The organism is Amycolatopsis roodepoortensis (assembly GCF_024628825.1).
GTDB lineage: Bacteria > Actinomycetota > Actinomycetes > Mycobacteriales > Pseudonocardiaceae > Amycolatopsis > Amycolatopsis roodepoortensis.
The window spans coordinates 8,698,930-8,713,163 of record NZ_CP102415.1; the positions used below are offsets into that span (position 1 = coordinate 8,698,930).

The 14,234-nt window shown below is 69.6% G+C and carries 14 protein-coding genes; 6 read left to right on the forward strand and 8 right to left on the reverse strand.

The window, feature by feature from the left end; all coding sequences use genetic code 11:
• Window positions 1-10: 10 nt before the first annotated feature.
• Genes solA through NQK81_RS41840 form a run of 4 tightly spaced genes read right to left on the reverse strand, consistent with a single transcriptional unit; the run spans window position 11 to window position 3,652 of the window.
• A complete protein-coding gene (solA, locus tag NQK81_RS41825) occupies window positions 11-1,153 on the reverse strand; it encodes an N-methyl-L-tryptophan oxidase (protein WP_257485895.1) in 1,143 nt (380 codons plus the stop codon).
• On the reverse strand, window positions 1,146-2,207 hold the full coding sequence (locus tag NQK81_RS41830; protein WP_257485896.1) for an LLM class flavin-dependent oxidoreductase: 1,062 nt from the start codon (window positions 2,205-2,207) through the stop codon (window positions 1,146-1,148). The genes solA and NQK81_RS41830 overlap by 8 nt, the downstream gene beginning before the upstream one ends.
• Before the next feature lie 31 nt (window positions 2,208-2,238).
• The gene (locus NQK81_RS41835) at window positions 2,239-2,436 is read right to left on the reverse strand and encodes a tautomerase family protein (RefSeq protein ID WP_257485897.1); all 198 of its coding nucleotides are present in this window, start codon (window positions 2,434-2,436) and stop codon (window positions 2,239-2,241) included.
• Window positions 2,437-2,473: 37 nt separating this feature from the next.
• The gene (locus tag NQK81_RS41840) at window positions 2,474-3,652 is read right to left on the reverse strand and encodes a DegT/DnrJ/EryC1/StrS family aminotransferase (protein WP_257485898.1); all 1,179 of its coding nucleotides are present in this window, start codon (window positions 3,650-3,652) and stop codon (window positions 2,474-2,476) included.
• 520 nt (window positions 3,653-4,172) lie between these two features.
• Between NQK81_RS41840 and NQK81_RS41845 the strand changes: the two genes are divergently transcribed.
• Window positions 4,173-5,012 carry an ABC transporter substrate-binding protein gene (locus NQK81_RS41845; protein ID WP_257485899.1) on the forward strand — a complete coding sequence of 280 codons (840 nt, stop codon included), beginning with the start codon at window positions 4,173-4,175 and terminating at the stop codon, window positions 5,010-5,012.
• An 8-nt stretch (window positions 5,013-5,020) separates the two neighbouring features.
• On the opposite strand, the gene NQK81_RS41850 is transcribed toward NQK81_RS41845, so the two are convergent.
• Genes NQK81_RS41850 through NQK81_RS41860 form a run of 3 tightly spaced genes read right to left on the reverse strand, consistent with a single transcriptional unit; the run spans window position 5,021 to window position 8,204 of the window.
• Window positions 5,021-6,685: an MFS transporter gene (locus tag NQK81_RS41850; RefSeq protein ID WP_257485900.1), complete on the reverse strand. Its 1,665-nt coding sequence runs from the start codon at window positions 6,683-6,685 to the stop codon at window positions 5,021-5,023.
• Entirely contained in the window at window positions 6,682-6,888 is a 207-nt protein-coding gene (locus NQK81_RS41855) for a hypothetical protein (protein ID WP_257485901.1), read from the reverse strand. The genes NQK81_RS41850 and NQK81_RS41855 overlap by 4 nt, the downstream gene beginning before the upstream one ends.
• Window positions 6,885-8,204, reverse strand: a complete 1,320-nt coding sequence (locus tag NQK81_RS41860; protein WP_257485902.1) for an amidase — start codon at window positions 8,202-8,204, stop codon at window positions 6,885-6,887. Before NQK81_RS41860 ends, NQK81_RS41855 begins: the two co-directional genes overlap by 4 nt.
• Window positions 8,205-8,627: 423 nt before the next feature.
• On the opposite strand from NQK81_RS41860, the gene NQK81_RS41865 reads away from it, so the two are divergent.
• From NQK81_RS41865 to asnB, 5 genes are all read left to right on the forward strand, one after another.
• A complete protein-coding gene (locus tag NQK81_RS41865) occupies window positions 8,628-9,653 on the forward strand; it encodes a pyridoxal-phosphate dependent enzyme (protein ID WP_257485903.1) in 1,026 nt (341 codons plus the stop codon).
• 64 nt (window positions 9,654-9,717) lie between these two features.
• Complete coding sequence (epsC, locus tag NQK81_RS41870; protein WP_257485904.1) at window positions 9,718-10,248, forward strand: serine O-acetyltransferase EpsC; 531 nt, start codon at window positions 9,718-9,720, stop codon at window positions 10,246-10,248.
• Complete coding sequence (locus NQK81_RS41875) at window positions 10,205-10,783, forward strand: cupin domain-containing protein (protein ID WP_257485905.1); 579 nt, start codon at window positions 10,205-10,207, stop codon at window positions 10,781-10,783. Before epsC ends, NQK81_RS41875 begins: the two co-directional genes overlap by 44 nt.
• A gap of 198 nt (window positions 10,784-10,981) precedes the next feature.
• Window positions 10,982-11,593, forward strand: coding sequence for a mycothiol-dependent nitroreductase Rv2466c family protein (locus NQK81_RS41880; protein ID WP_257485906.1), 612 nt, complete (start codon window positions 10,982-10,984; stop codon window positions 11,591-11,593).
• Window positions 11,594-11,616: 23 nt separating this feature from the next.
• Window positions 11,617-13,458 carry an asparagine synthase (glutamine-hydrolyzing) gene (gene asnB, locus NQK81_RS41885; protein ID WP_257485907.1) on the forward strand — a complete coding sequence of 614 codons (1,842 nt, stop codon included), beginning with the start codon at window positions 11,617-11,619 and terminating at the stop codon, window positions 13,456-13,458.
• Between the two features lie 14 nt (window positions 13,459-13,472).
• Here asnB and NQK81_RS41890 read toward each other — a convergent pair whose 3' ends face one another.
• Window positions 13,473-14,204 carry a FadR/GntR family transcriptional regulator gene (locus NQK81_RS41890; protein ID WP_257485908.1) on the reverse strand — a complete coding sequence of 244 codons (732 nt, stop codon included), beginning with the start codon at window positions 14,202-14,204 and terminating at the stop codon, window positions 13,473-13,475.
• Window positions 14,205-14,234 lie beyond the last annotated feature (30 nt).

A 14,234-nucleotide genomic window follows, 5' to 3' on the forward strand; every position in this document is an offset into this window, starting at 1 on the left:
GATGCTCGCGTCAGCGGAATCGCTTGACGTCCATGAACGAGAAGTCGAGCCGCGGTTCGTGGCCGGTGGCCAGATCCGCGAGCAGTTCGCCGATCCCGGTGGCGTGTTTGAACCCGTGCGCGTTGTCGCCGCCGGCGACGATCACGTCCGGCGCTTCGGGCAGCGAGCCGAGCACGAACTGCCCGTCCGGGGTGAGCGTCAGCATGCACACCGCCACCCGCGAGGGTTCCGGACGCAGCCCGGGCAGATGACCGGCGAGCACGTCGCGCAACGCCGTCCAGTCGGCCGGGGTCACCGAACGGTCGGTGTCCAGCGGATCGAACGGGACCGCGGTGGCGCCGAACTGCTCCAGGCCGAGTTTGACGTCGTACGGCGGATCCGCGCCGCAGCCCCACAGCACCGTCCCGCCGTCGAGTTCCCGCATGAACACCGGGAACTCCGCCAGCCGGAAATGGTCGGCGCCGCCGTCGGGCCGGAACCAGGTGACCGGCATCCGCACCACCCGGAGCTCCGGCAAAGGGGTCATGAACGGGAGCCACGATCCGGTCGCCACCACCACGCGCCGCGCCCGCCAGGTCCGTGCGGCGCTGTGCACGAGCACGCGGTCGCCGGTCGGGTGGAACCCGGTGACCTCGGTCCCGGTGAAGACCTGTGCTCCCGCGGTTTCCGCCGCGTCGAGCGCGGCCCTGATCGACTCCTCCGGCCGGAGGAGTCCGGCGGACGGCTCCCAGACGCCGATGTCGTCCGCGGCCAGCGCGGTGTGCTGGGGGAAGCGGGCGGCGAGCTGCGCGCGGCCGAGCCGTTCGACCTCGATGCCGTGTTCCTTCGCGGCGGCCAGTGTCCCGCCCGCCACCGCCGAATCCGGCGCGCCGATCAGGAGCCCGCCGTACCGGTGCAGCAGCGGTCTCCCGGCCTGGCGCCCGAGCTTCTCCCACAGTTCGGCGGATCTGCGGGCCAGCGGCACCAGGCCGGGATGCTCCAGGCAGGTGATCCGGAACATCCGGCTGCCGCCGTGTGACGCGCCGAGCGAGTGGCCGCGGCCGTGCCGTTCGACGCCGACCGCCCGGACACCCCGGCTCGCGAGCTGCCACAGGGCCATCGAGCCCCAAGCGCCCAGCCCGACCACGACGACGTCGGTGTCCGGCTCAGGCATCGAAGCGGGGGACCACGCCGGTGGTGAACAGGTCGAGCGCGCGGACCGCGTGCTCGTGGTCGAGATAGCCGGGGTTCAGCTGCACACTGACCGAAAGGTCGCTGCCGAAGTTCTCCGCGATCCAGCCGATCTGACCGGCGACGTCGTCCGGCGTCCCGGCGAGAACCTTGTTCTGTGCCAAGGACTTCTCGAAGTCGTACGCGCGGACCTTCTCGATGAGCTTCTCGTAACCCTGGTACGCGCCCGACGTGGTCGACGCCCACGAGGCGATCGCGCCGCTCATCTGCTCGATGTAGTTGTTCTCGAATTTCTCGCCCCAGGCCAGCGCGGTCGCCCGGTCCTCGGCGAGATAGCAGGTGTACTTGATCTGGATCCGGCCGTCCTCGGGGCGTCGTCCCGATGCCGCCCACGCGGTGCGATAGCCCCCGATCATCTCGGTCAGTGTCTCCTGGCTGACGATCGACGGGACCACCTGGAGGTGATGGCCGGCGGCGCCCGCCGCGGCACACGACTCCGGATTCGAGGCGGAGGCTACGAAGAACGGCGGGTACGGCTGCTGCACCGGCCGGGGCAACAGTGTCACGGGGCCGAAGCCGTGGAACTCGCCTTCGATCTTGACGTCCACTTCGGACAGAAGACGGCGGCAGGCGTCGACGCCTTCGTCGAAGCGACGCCGGCTTTCGTCCATCGGGACGCCGAACCAGTCGAACTCGTCCGGCAGGAAGCCGCGGCCGAATCCGGCGTCCAGCCGTCCGCCGGAGAGGTTGTCCAGCATGGCGAGTTTGCCGGCCAGCTTGAGCGGATGGAGGAACGCGGGGATCACCGCGCCGGTCGTGATCCGGATCCGTTCGGTCCTCGCCGCGATCGCGGCGAGCAGCGTCACTGGGTCAGGACTGTAGCCACCGTAGGGGGATCCGTGGTGCTCGACGGTCTGGACGTGTTCGAGTCCCGCGCGATCGGCCCGTTCGGCCAGATCGATGACTTCGCGGTAGTAGTCACCCGCCGTTTTGCGGTCGGGGGAGAAGACGGGGAAGAAGTTCAAGCCGAATTTCACCAGTACTCCCAGCTGTTCGGAAGGGCGCCGGTCAGGAAGGCCGTGGCGCGGCGGGTTTTCCGCCGAGGCCCCAGCGGTGTGCGGGTACCGGGTCCAGTACCACCCACACGTGTTCACGGATGTCTTCGCCGTAGGTTCCGGTCACCGCGTCGGTGATCGCGGCGATCAGTTTCGGCTCGGTCTCTTCGGTGAGGCGGTTTTCCAGGATCTGGACATGGATGTAGGGCATGACGGAACTCGCTCCGATCTTTTCGGGCGGGATCAGGTCAGCTGTGGCTCAGCACGGCTCGCCTACCGAAGACCTCGTTGAGGCTGCTGCGGAGCGCGGAACACAGGAGTGCGACCTGGGTGTCGGTCAGATTGGGGTGACACGGGAGGTTCACGTGCTCGGAGAACCAGAGCCGTTCCGCTGTCGGGCATTCCCCGGGGCCGTGTCCGCGGGACTGCCATTCCGGCGTGAGGTGCAGAGGGAAGTACCGCAACTGGATCTCGACGCCGCGACGGTCGAGAGCGCGTACGAGCGCGTGGCGGGCATCATCGCCTTCGGTGACGAAGAAGGTGTAGAGATGGTACGAATGTTCGTCGCCCGGATCGACGAAAGGCAGCCGGATCTGCGGATAGCCACCGAGCACTTCGTCGAGTTTCGCCGCGATCACGCGCCGCCTTCGTACCAGCGACGGCAGTTTCCGCAGCTGCACGGTGCCGACGGCGCAGGCGACCTCGGAAAGCGTCGCGTTCGTTCCTGCGCCATGGAGCCCGGCGACCGATTCCCGGTACACCGCTTCGGAGAACTTCATCCAGGGCAGGGTTTCCGGCGGGGAACCGAGGATCCCGCTGACCGGGCCGGCGACCATGTCGACCTCGTTCGACCGTATCCGGTCCACCCGGACGGCCCAGTCGTCGCGGTCGAAGGTGATCATGCCGCCTTCGCCGAGGGTGGTGATGTTCTTGGAGGAATGGAAACTGAACGTGCCGATGTCGCCGAGGGAACCGGGCCGCCGTCCGCGATAGGCCGATCCGAGCGCGTGCGCGCAGTCTTCGAGCACCAGTACGTCGTGCCTCGCCGCGATCGCGCAGATCCTCGCCATGTCGGCCGGATTCCCGCCGTAGTGCACCAGGATGATCGCCCTGGTCCGCGGGGTGATCAACGCCTCCAGCTTGCGGGGATCGAGGTTGAGCGTCCCGGGATCGATGTCGCAGAACCGGACGATGGCGGGCGACGCCAGCAGCGGCTGGATCGACGCCTGGAACGTCTGGGTGGTCGCGATCACTTCGTCCCCGGGCTGGAGGTCGAGCAGCCGGATGGCGATCTCGAGTGCGACCGTGCCGCTGGTCACGGACAAGGCGTGACGAGACCCGGTGTACGCGGCGAACTGGGCTTCGAACCGGTCTCGCCACGGCCCCGCGGTCAACGCGAGATCGTTCTGCAGAACCGTTCTGAGCACTGCGAAATCTTCTTCGTCGACAACGGATCCCCGTCGTGCGGAAGGAATCTGATATCGGGGCTTGGTACTTTCGGCGGCCTCGTTCACTTGCACCCCCAAGTGCGTGGATGACGAACGTCGAAAACATGCAGCCGCCGAAGCCCGGAACCCGACCGTCGCTGCATCGGCTCGAACAGTGAGCCTTTCGCAAGGGAAGCACGCCCGATTGCGGGCAGGATTCAACCTAACAGCAGACGTATGACTAGCGCAACAACCGATGTTTTGGCAGCCTTACCTAAGTAGGTCGCGCTTGCCCGTCGCCTCGGTGCCGCGTCGGTGTGATCCGGGAAACCTCCGTTCGTGTCCGACTTCGTGGAGTGCGCAGATGCAGGTGAAGGACCTATCCGGCAGGCCGGGCCGCCGGGTCTTCCTGACGGGTGCGGCCGGTTTCGTACTCGCCGGATGTGCGCCCGGAAGGGCGGTCGGCCCCGCCCCATCGGGCGGGTTTTCGGTGACACTGGAAGGAAAGCTCGGTCCCACGGTGCTGGATCGCTTGCCGGCCAGGGTGATCGCTCTCGGCTTCGGGCAGGACGCCGACGCCGCCGTGGCGCTCGGTGTCGTCCCGGTGGCCATGCAGGAGGGAACGTCGACGCCGGACAGGATCCAGCCGTGGATCGCGCCGCGGCTCGGGGCCGCCCGCCCCGAGCTGGTGCGGGCGGGACCGGACCGCCCACTGGAACATTTCGCCGCCCTGCGGCCGGATCTCTTCCTCGCCGTCGGCGACTACTACCTCGAAACCGGTTACCAGCGGCTGGCCGAGATCGCGCCCGTGCTGGGCTACGTCGCCGGGCCGAATCTCGATCCGTGGCAGGAGACCACCCGGCGGATCGGCCGGGCACTCGGCAAGGATTCCGCGGCCGAACAGCTGATCAGCGGCACGCTGGGCAAGATCGCCACGGCCAGGGACGCCGCGCGGCTCGCGGGGCGGACGTTCAGCTGCAGCTCGGTGAGCGGTGGGGGACAGGTGTACACCAAGAACACGCCGGAGGACGTGCTGGCGGTTTCGTTGGCGCAGTTCGGTTTGCGCCTCTCGGACAAGGTGACCCAGCTGCGCTCCACGACGACGAAGGGTGTCGCCGCGGTCGGTCCGGAGCGGCTCGACCTGCTCGACGCGGACATCATGCTGGTCAGTTACGAATCGGTCCAGCAGCGGCAGGCGTTCGAGGCCGAGCCGCTTTTCGCGCGGCTTCCCGCGGTCCGCCGGGGTTCCTATCTCCCGATCGACAAGGCGGAAGCGCAAGCACTGGCGTTTCCCTCGGCGCTCGCCCTCGCGTACACCGCCGAGCGGATCGTGCCGCGGCTCGCCGCGGCGGCACGATGACGCGCGGCTCACGAACCCGCCTGCCCGACGACGACGTCGTGCCGCACCGGCGTGTCGTCGGCCACGATCCGCCCGACCGACGGCTGATGGCTGGGCGCGGTGCAGATGACCAGATGCGGCCCCGGTGCCGTGGGCGCCGCGTGATACCAGCCGGTCTCGTCGGTGACGGTGCGGACGACGCGGCCGCCGTCCGGATTCACCAGCAGCACCACCGCGCCGGGCACCGGGTCGCCGTCGAGTCCCCGGACCCGGCCGGTGGCGGCGGCTAGCCGTTCCGCGGTCCGCGGCGGTAGGACGAGCATGCCGACGACGGCCGCGGTTGCCACGCAGCCCGCCGAGACGGCGAACGCGAAGGCGTACCCGTGCGCGAGTCCTTCCTGTTCCGAAGACCCGGCGGCGGCGGCCGCGGCGATCGTGGTCAGCACGGCCAAACCGATCGCGCCGCTGGTCTGCCGCACGGTGTTGAGCACGGCGGCGGCCACCCCGCCCGAGGTGGCAGGCACGCCGCTGGTCGCCGCCACCGTCAACGGGGTGAACGCCGACGCGGTACCGAAACCGAACACCACGCTCGGCAGGACGATCATCGCCACGGGCGAACCGTCAGTGCCCAGCGAGGCGGCCACCCCGGCGAGACCGGCCGCCCCGAGGACGCAGCCCAGCGCCGCCGCGCGACGGGCACCGAGCCGGATGGTGAGCGGGCCGGCGGCCTTGGCACCGGCGAACATCGCCAGCCCGGCGGGCAGGAAACCGAGCCCGGCGGCGAGTGGGCCGACCCCGTGGACGTACTGCAGGGCGAACGAGATCAGCACGGGAGCACCGAAGAAACCCAGGCCCAGCAGGAACATCACCAGATTCGCGCCGCGGACCGCGCGGTGCGAGAACAGGCTCAGCGGCACCAGCGGAGCCGCCGCCCAGCGCGCCTGGTGCACCAGGAACAGCCCGCACAGCAGGATTCCCGCGACCAGCGGGCTGGACACTTCCGGCGCGTTCCAGCTCATCGTCTCGGACTCCATCACCGCGTACACGACGCCGGTCAGCCCGGCCGTCGCCAGGCCGGCGCCGACGACGTCCAGGCGATACGCCGGGCCGGGCCGGGACCCGCCGGACAGCAGGGCCAACGTGCCGGCGACCGCGACGAGCCCCAAGGGCACGTTGACGAAGAAGACCCAGCGCCAGCCCGCGAACTCGGTCAGGAGGCCACCGGTCAGCGGGCCGGACGCGGCACCGACGGCGCCGATCGCGCTCCATGTGCTCAGCGCGCGGGCGCGCCTCGGCCCCGCCGGAAAGGTGTCGGTCAGCAGGGACAACGTCGCGGGCATCAGCAGCGCGCCGCCGACGCCCTGCCCGGCGCGCGCGGCCAGCAGGAGCGCCGGGTCAGCGGCCAGCCCGGCGAGGAGGCTCGCCCCGGCGAACAGGCCCATCCCGGCCAGCAGCACCCGGCGCCGTCCGAAGACGTCCGCGCACCTGCCGCCGAGCAGAAGACAGCCCGCGAACGCGAGCGTGTACGCGTTGACCGCCCACGGCAGCGTCGCGGCGGAGAAACCGAGATCGGCGCGGATCCGGGGCAGGGCGACCGAAACGATCGTGGCGTCCAGCACCACCACGAACGATCCGAGGCAGGCCAGCGCGAGCACCAGGTGGTCACGGCGGCGGGCGGGAGAAGACGTGTTCATGAAACCTTTCCTGTTCCTGCCGCGGCTTCGTCGCCCGTCCGGAAGCCGAGGACGGGCAGCGCGTGGCGAGCCGCGGGGAGGTCGTACAAAGCGTCGATCGCGGCCCGCTGCCAGGAATAGCGCGCGGCCAGCCCGGCGATCTCGGGCTCGGTGGCGGGCAGGGTCGCGGCCGCGAGCAGAACGCGGATCTCCGGCTCGCTCATGCCGGCTCCGGCGGAGTCCGCAGATGCCAGCCGGTGGCCGTCTGGAAGGCGTCGCCCGCCTCCAGCAGTTCCGTTTCGCCGTTCACCGGTCCGGCCAGTTGCAGCGACAGCGGCAGGCCGTCGGCGGTGAACCCCATGGGCAGCGCCAAGACGGGATTGGCGAGCCCGTTCCAGTACGGCGTGTGGATGACGCCGAAGAGTTCTTCGTTCTCCGGTAGCCCGGCGGGGGAGAGCAGCGACTCGAACCGGGGCGCGCCGACGGACGCCGTCGGGCAGACGACGAGGTCCACTTCGGTGAAGAGTTCGTCGACCGCTCGCTGCGCGACCCGCCGCACGCGCTGGGCCTGGACGTAGTCGGCGCCGGTGACGAGCGCGCCGGTGGCCAGCAGGCCGCGGGTCCCGCGGCTGAAGTCGAGCCACCGATGGCACAGTTCCGCGCGGTGGTGGGCGAGCGCCTCGCTGGCGACGGTCACCAGGACGGCCGTCACCAGCTCGGCCGGATACGGCAGCGTGATCCCGCTCAACCGCGCGCCGAGCCCGGCCAGCACCGCGAGCGCCTCGGCGAAGACGCCGTCCAACGCGGGATCGCGGCCGGGCGGGAAGTGGTGGTCGCGGACGACCCCGATCCGCAGCCCGGTGAGATCACCACGGAATCCGGGGCGCGGTACCGGCCGGGCCGCGGAGTCGGGATCGGCCGGATCCGGCCCGGCGAGCACCTCGAGCACCGCCGCGCAGTCCCGTACGGAACGGGCCAGCGGGCCGATCCGGTCGAGGCTGTAGCCCAGCGGTACGCAACCGGTCCTCGGCACCCGGCCGTACCCGGGCATGAGGCCGGTGACCCCGCAGAACGCGGCGGGCACCCGGATGCTGCCCGCGGTGTCCGAGCCGATCCCGGCGAGGAACATCCCGGTCGCGACCCCGATCCCGGCACCCGAACTCGAACCGCCCGCCCAGCGCCCGGTGCGCCACGGATTGCGGGGGATCGGGAAGGGATGCCGCTGTTCCGGCATCCCGCAGGCGAACTCCATGGTGGTCGTCTTGCCGGTGAGCACCGCGCCCGCCGCCTTGAGCCGGGTGGCGACCGTCGCGTCCGTTCCCGCCAGCCAGCCGCGGTCGTGCACGAGGCTCTGCGCCGTCGTCGCGGCTTCGGCGGTGGCGATGATGTCCTTGACGCCGATCGGGATCCCGTGCAGCGGCCCGCGGTCCAGCCCACCGGCTAGTTCGGCGTCCGCTCGTCTCGCCGCGGTGAAAGCGGTCTCGTCGAGGCGGGTGAGATAGGCGCCGTAAACCGCGTCGCCGCGGTCCGCGGCGGCCATCGCCGCCTCGGTCAGGCCGATGCTGGTGACCGTGCCGTCCCGCAGGGCCGCCGCGGTGGCGGTGAGGGTGCGCGGGAGCGGGAACGTGGTGCCGATGTCAGCCTCCGATCCATCAGGTGTGGTTAGCCTAACCTTGGACCCTCAACCCGGGTTGAGGTCAACTCGGGCGAACCGGATCACCTGTTCGTGTGCGCATCGGGCAAGCGGATGACTGAACGTCTGATGTTCGACAGAGCAGGTGTTTACTTGCTAGCCTGAACCAGGTCCCGCGCGCGGCCGTCAAGCCGGCGGCCCTGTCCCGCGGACCACCGGTACGAGCGTTTTCCGCCACCGGAGAATCCGGATCCGCCGAGGGATCCGCACCCGAACACCACGCCGCGCTGATCGTCGCGCTGCTCGAGTGGCGCCTGGGGAAGGACTCGCATGACCGATACCGCTCAGCCAGAGATCGCTCTCACTGTGGAAGAACCGCTCACCGAGGCGCCGGATCACTCGATCGCGCTGGGCAGGCATTCCGGCCTGCAGGAGTTCGCCGGACGGCTCGGCGACACCCCGCTGGTCGAGGTCCCCGGCCCGCCGGGCGGGGCGAAAGTGCTGGCGAAGTACGAATTCGCCAACCCGTTCGGCTCGGTGAAGGACCGCACCGCGTTCGCGCTGGTCTGCCGGGCGATCACCGCGCACACCGGGCCGGAGCCGCTGAAACTGCTGGACGCCTCCGCCGGGAACATGGCCCGTGCGCTCGCCGGTCTCGGCGAACTGGCGGGGATCCCGACCCGGCTCGTGGTCCCGTCGGTCATCCCACCGAGCCTGCTGGCCGCGATGGAGAAGACGGGTGCGGAGATCGAACTCGCCGACGCGGCGGGCGGCCTGCTCGGAATGATCAAGGTGTGCGAGAGGATCGCCGCCGAAGATCCCTCGCTCACCCCGCTCGTGCAACACCGGAACACGGCCAACGTCGCGGCCCACGAATTCGGTACCGGCAAAGAGATCCTGGACCAGCTCGGCGAGCATCGGCCCGCCGCCTGGGTCGGTGCGATCGGCACCGGCGGAACGCTGGCCGGAGTCCACCGCGCGCTGCGCACGCGGTGGCCGGACCTCGTGGTCGCCGGTGTCACGCCGTCGGAAATGCCGTACGGCACCGAGCGGGCACCACATTCCGAGCCGCGGTTCGCGGGGGCGGGCGGGTTCGGCAACGGGCTGCGTCAGCCCTTCGTCGACACCCAGCTCCCCGGTGCGGAACACCTGCACGTCACCTACGCCGAATCCCTGCGGGGAATGGTGGAGTACCGGAAACTCACCGGTACCTCGATCGGCGCCTCCGCCGCGGCCGCTTGGCTGAGCGCGAAAAAGGTCGCCGAACGGTTCGGCCCCGGCCAGGTCGTCGTGACCCTGTTCGCCGACGCCGGTCCCGAGGAGGATTGGGTCAAGGCCGAGCAGACGGCCGGATGACATGCGGCGGTCCCTCATCAGGTTGCGTGAGGATCTCGCGACCACAATGGACAAAGACCCATCGGTGACCTCGCGCCTGGAGGCGCTCTGCCATCCCGCGCTGCCCGCGGTCTGGAGTCACCGGCTCGCGCACCGGCTGCATCGCCGCGGCCACCGGATCCTCGCCCGGCTGCTGTCGAACGCGGCGAAAATCCTTACCGGGGTGGAAATCCATCCCGGCGCCCGAATCGGCAGGCGCTTCTTCATCGACCACGGGCACGGCGTCGTGATCGGCGAAACCGCCGTCATCGGCGACGACGTGACCCTCTATCAGCAGGTGACGCTGGGCGCTATCGGCTTCTGGCGCGACAACGCCAGGGCCGAGGGCGAGGCCCGGCATCCGCGTATCGGCGACCGGGTGGTCGTCGGCGCCAAGGCGACGGTGCTCGGCCCCGTGACCATCGGGGACGGCGTCGTGGTTCCCGCACACAGCCTCGTGCTCACCACCATCGAATCCGGAAGCAACGGGAAAACCCCAGTGATCGACCGACGTTCGAAGATCGGAGACGGGAATGTCCAGCGACCTCATGGCCAGTATCCGGTTCAGCGAGAATGACCTCCGCGCCCGGGTCGCCAGGTTCACCGACCTGGCCGGGACGGACGGTGGCGCCCCGGACACGGTGCTCGCGGGCTGCGCGCGGGTGATGTTCAACGTGATCGGTTTCCGGCCGCCGGAGCGGAACGGTGCCGACGACGAACAGGTGATCTCCCCGATCGGCGCGAAGAGTTCGGGGAACGCGCCGATCGACATCGCCGAGGGATTCAACCTCGCCTACATCAAGGCCACGCCGGGGAACGGCACGATCCTGCACAACCACGACACGAACGAGACGTTCATCCCCTTGAGCGGCACCTGGCGGTTCCGCTGCAACGACGAGGACGACCTGTACGTCGACCTCGGCCCGTTCGACGTCATCTCCCTGCCCGCCGGGCTCCAGCGCCGGTTCACCAATCTGGCGGCCGCTCCCGGTACGGAGGAGAGCCTGATGATCGTCATCGTGGCGGGGGACCGCCCGAAGTCGGTCATCTACCCGGAAGTGCTCGAGGCCGCCCGGACCGAAGGCGCCTACACCCCGGCTTCCTTCGCCTAGCGAGAGTGGCTTTCGCTGAACCCCGTGGCCGAGGTGTGCGTCGCGAAAGCCACTTTCGCGACGCTTGGTGTCCCGAAAGTGGCTTTCGCGACTCCGCCGCCCTCTCGGCCACGGCCGCGACCACCCGGGCCGGCACGCCCCGCCAGTCCGGTCTCCAAACCACGCGAACCCGCCTTGTCTCCAGAAACGAGGAGAGCGATGACCGAAACCTCCGTCCGGGCCGACCTGTGGTTCGACCCGATCTGCCCGTGGGCGTGGCAGACCTCGCGTTGGCTGCTCGAAGCGGCCGAAGTGCGCGAGATCGATCTGCGCTTCCACCTGATGAGCCTCGCCGTGCTGAACGAAGGCCACCAGTTGCCCGAAAAGTACGAAGTGATGATGCGCGAGGGCTGGTACCTCTCGCGGGTCATCGCGGCCGCCGCCCGTGACCACGGCGATAAGGTCGTCGAACCCCTCTACACCGAGATGGGCACCCGTATCCATCCCGGCGGGAACGAGGACTACCGCGAGGTCACCGGTCTGGCCCTCGAAGCGGCCGGGCTCCCCGCCGGACTGGCCGAGGCCGGAACGGACACGGCGCTCGACGCCACGATCCGCACAAGTCACGACGAGGCGATGACCGCGATCGGGCCCGACCTCGGCACGCCGGTCGTGCGGATCGACGGCAGCGCCTGCTTCGGCCCGGTGCTCGCCCAGGTCCCGCGCGGTGAGGCCGCCGGCCGGATCTTCGACGGCGTCCGGGCGCTCACTGGATTCGAGTATTTCTTCGAGCTGAAGCGGACGCGGACCGCGGAACCCGTTTTCGGCTGACACCACGGTTACTGGGAGGCGAAATGTGCGGAATCACCGGCTGGGTGTCGTTCGAAGACGACCTGCGGAGCCAGCGACCGATCCTCGACGCGATGACGGCGACGATGTCCTGCCGCGGTCCGGACGCCGGAGGTGTCTGGCTGGACCGCCACGCCGCGCTCGGGCACCGCAGGCTCGCGGTGATCGACCTGCCCGGCGGTGTGCAGCCGATGTCGGCCGGTACCCCGGCCGGTGAGGTGGCGCTGGTGTACAGCGGTGAGGTATACAACTACACCGAGCTCCGGAAGGAACTGAGGGACAAGGGGCATCGGTTCCACACCGACAGCGACACCGAGGTGGTTCTGCGCGGTTACCTGGAATGGGAAGCGGGGGTCGCGGAGCGGCTGAACGGCATGTACGCCTTCGCCGTCTGGGACTCCCGCACCGCGAAGCTGGTGCTGATCCGGGATCGCATGGGCGTGAAGCCCCTTTACTACCAAGCGACCTCCGGCGGGGTGCTGTTCGGTTCGGAGCCGAAGGCGATCCTGGCGAACCCGCGGGCGCCGCGGGTCGTCGACGCGGACGGCCTGCGCGAACTGGTCGCGTTCACCAAGAAACCCGGCTGGTCGCTGTGGAAGGACATGCACGAGGTCGAACCGGGATCGATCGTCACCGTCGACGATCGCGGGATCCGTTCGCACACCTACTGGCGGCTGCGGACCGCTTCGCACACCGACGATCAGGACGCGACGGTGGCGCGGGTCGGCGAGCTGATGACCGATATCGTGCACCGCCAGCTGGTCTCCGACGTGCCGAGGTGTGTTCTGCTCTCGGGCGGGCTGGATTCGAGCGCGGTCACCGGGATCGCGGCGTCGCGGCTCGCGGAGTCGGGTGAGCCACTGCGCACGTTCTCGGTCGACTACGCCGGGCAGGAGGAGAACTTCCGCCCGGACGAGATGCGTGACGCCCCCGATTCGCCGTTCATCCGCGACGTCGTCGATCTCGTCTGTTCGGTGCACGAGAACGTCGTGCTGGACCCCGCCGAGCTCACCGATCCCGACGTGCGCCGGGCCTGCGTCGCGGCGCGGGACATGCCGTCCGGGCTCGGCGACGTCGACCTCTCGCTCTATCTGTTGTTCAAGGCGATCCGGCGGCAGTCCACTGTGGCCTTGTCCGGCGAGGCGGCGGACGAGGTGTTCGGCGGCTACCGGTGGTTCTTCGAAGAGGAATCCCGCACCACCGACATGTTCCCGTGGCTGGTGTTCCGCAACGCGGTCACCAGTGATCGGGAGAACCTGCTCCGCCGTGACGTCCGCGAAGCGCTCGACGTGCCCGCCTATGCCGCCGACGAGTACGCCGCCGCGGTCGCGGAGGTCGAGCAACTCCCGGGGGACGACGCCCTTGAACAACGGATGCGGGTGATCTGTCACCAGAACCTGACCAGGTGGGTCCGGGTGCTGCTCGACCGCAAGGACCGGATGTCGATGGCGGTGGGGCTGGAGGTCCGGGTCCCGTTCTGCGATCACCGGCTCGTCGAGTACGTCTACAACACTCCGTGGGCGTTCAAGAACTTCGATGGAAGGGAGAAGAGCCTGTTGCGGCAGGCGACGAGGCATCTTCTGCCGACCTCGGTCACCGAGCGGCTGAAGAGCCCGTACCCGTCCACTCAGGACATCGGATACGCGGTCGCGCTTCAGTCACAGGCGAAACAGGTGCTGGCGGACCTCGACTCGCCGGTTTTCCAGCTGGTGAACCGGGACTGGGTGTACGACGCCGTCCAGGCCGACGCGGCGACGTTGACCGGCCAGACGCGACACGGCCTGGACCGGGTTCTTGATCTCCATCATTGGTTCGATCTGTACCGGCCGGCCATCCGTCTCGGCTGACCGGCCAGGTGCGCTCAACGGCGCTTCGGCGGGCTCTTCCTCTTGCGGGAAGCGGTTTTGTTCTGTGCCTTGGTCAGCACCGCGACGGCGGCGTCGATGATCACCGCGACGGCCCGTTCGGCGCGGTCGGCGTCGCCGTCGGCGATGGCCTCGGCGAGGGTGTCGTGATCCGGGAAGTCGATGTGCTCGCGGCGCAGCTCGGCCATCACCGTCGCCACTCCGCTGCTGAGCGCGTAGCTGAGGCCCTCCCACAATTCGATCAGGACCGCGTTGTGCGTGGCGGCGATGATCGCCGCGTGGAATTCGTTGTCCGCGGCGAGGAAAGCGTCTTCGTCCCCGGCGTCGCGTGCTTCGTGCTGGGCGGCGAGGGCCTCGGTGATCCGGGCGATGTCTTCGGCGTTCCGGCGTTCCGCCGCGGTCCTGGCGGCCTGGCGCTCGATGCTGTTGCGGACTTCGAGTACTTCGAGCACGTTCGCGGCGCGGGTTCGCCGCAGCAGGGCCGCGGACAGCCCGTGCCGTGCTCTCACGTAGGTGCCGTCGCCGCGGCGCGGCTCCAGCAACCCGGCGTGCTCAAGGGCGCGGACGGCTTCGCGGACCGTGCTGCGTCCGACACCGAGCTGTTCGACCAGCTCCTGTTCCGGCGGGATACGGGAGCCGACCGGCCATTCGCCGGTCTCGATCAGTTCCTCGAACTGGTCGACCACAGTGGACGAGAGTCTCGCTGTACTGGCCGCTCGAAGTGGCATGGCGGTCTCCCTCCTTCGGCCCCCGGAGCT

What these genes read in the sequence shown, in the direction of transcription:
- solA (WP_257485895.1), bottom strand. Translation starts at nt 1,153, where the DNA reads ATGCCTGAGCCGGACACCGACGTCGTCGTGGTCGGGCTGGGCGCTTGG.
- NQK81_RS41855 (WP_257485901.1), bottom strand. Translation starts at nt 6,888, where the DNA reads ATGAGCGAGCCGGAGATCCGCGTTCTGCTCGCGGCCGCGACCCTGCCC.
- NQK81_RS41875 (WP_257485905.1), top strand. Translation starts at nt 10,205, where the DNA reads ATGTCCAGCGACCTCATGGCCAGTATCCGGTTCAGCGAGAATGACCTC.
- NQK81_RS41835 (WP_257485897.1), bottom strand. Translation starts at nt 2,436, where the DNA reads ATGCCCTACATCCATGTCCAGATCCTGGAAAACCGCCTCACCGAAGAG.
- NQK81_RS41880 (WP_257485906.1), top strand. Translation starts at nt 10,982, where the DNA reads ATGACCGAAACCTCCGTCCGGGCCGACCTGTGGTTCGACCCGATCTGC.
- NQK81_RS41850 (WP_257485900.1), bottom strand. Translation starts at nt 6,685, where the DNA reads ATGAACACGTCTTCTCCCGCCCGCCGCCGTGACCACCTGGTGCTCGCG.
- asnB (WP_257485907.1), top strand. Translation starts at nt 11,617, where the DNA reads ATGTGCGGAATCACCGGCTGGGTGTCGTTCGAAGACGACCTGCGGAGC.
- NQK81_RS41860 (WP_257485902.1), bottom strand. Translation starts at nt 8,204, where the DNA reads ATGGCCGCCGCGGACCGCGGCGACGCGGTTTACGGCGCCTATCTCACC.
- NQK81_RS41865 (WP_257485903.1), top strand. Translation starts at nt 8,628, where the DNA reads ATGACCGATACCGCTCAGCCAGAGATCGCTCTCACTGTGGAAGAACCG.
- NQK81_RS41890 (WP_257485908.1), bottom strand. Translation starts at nt 14,204, where the DNA reads ATGCCACTTCGAGCGGCCAGTACAGCGAGACTCTCGTCCACTGTGGTC.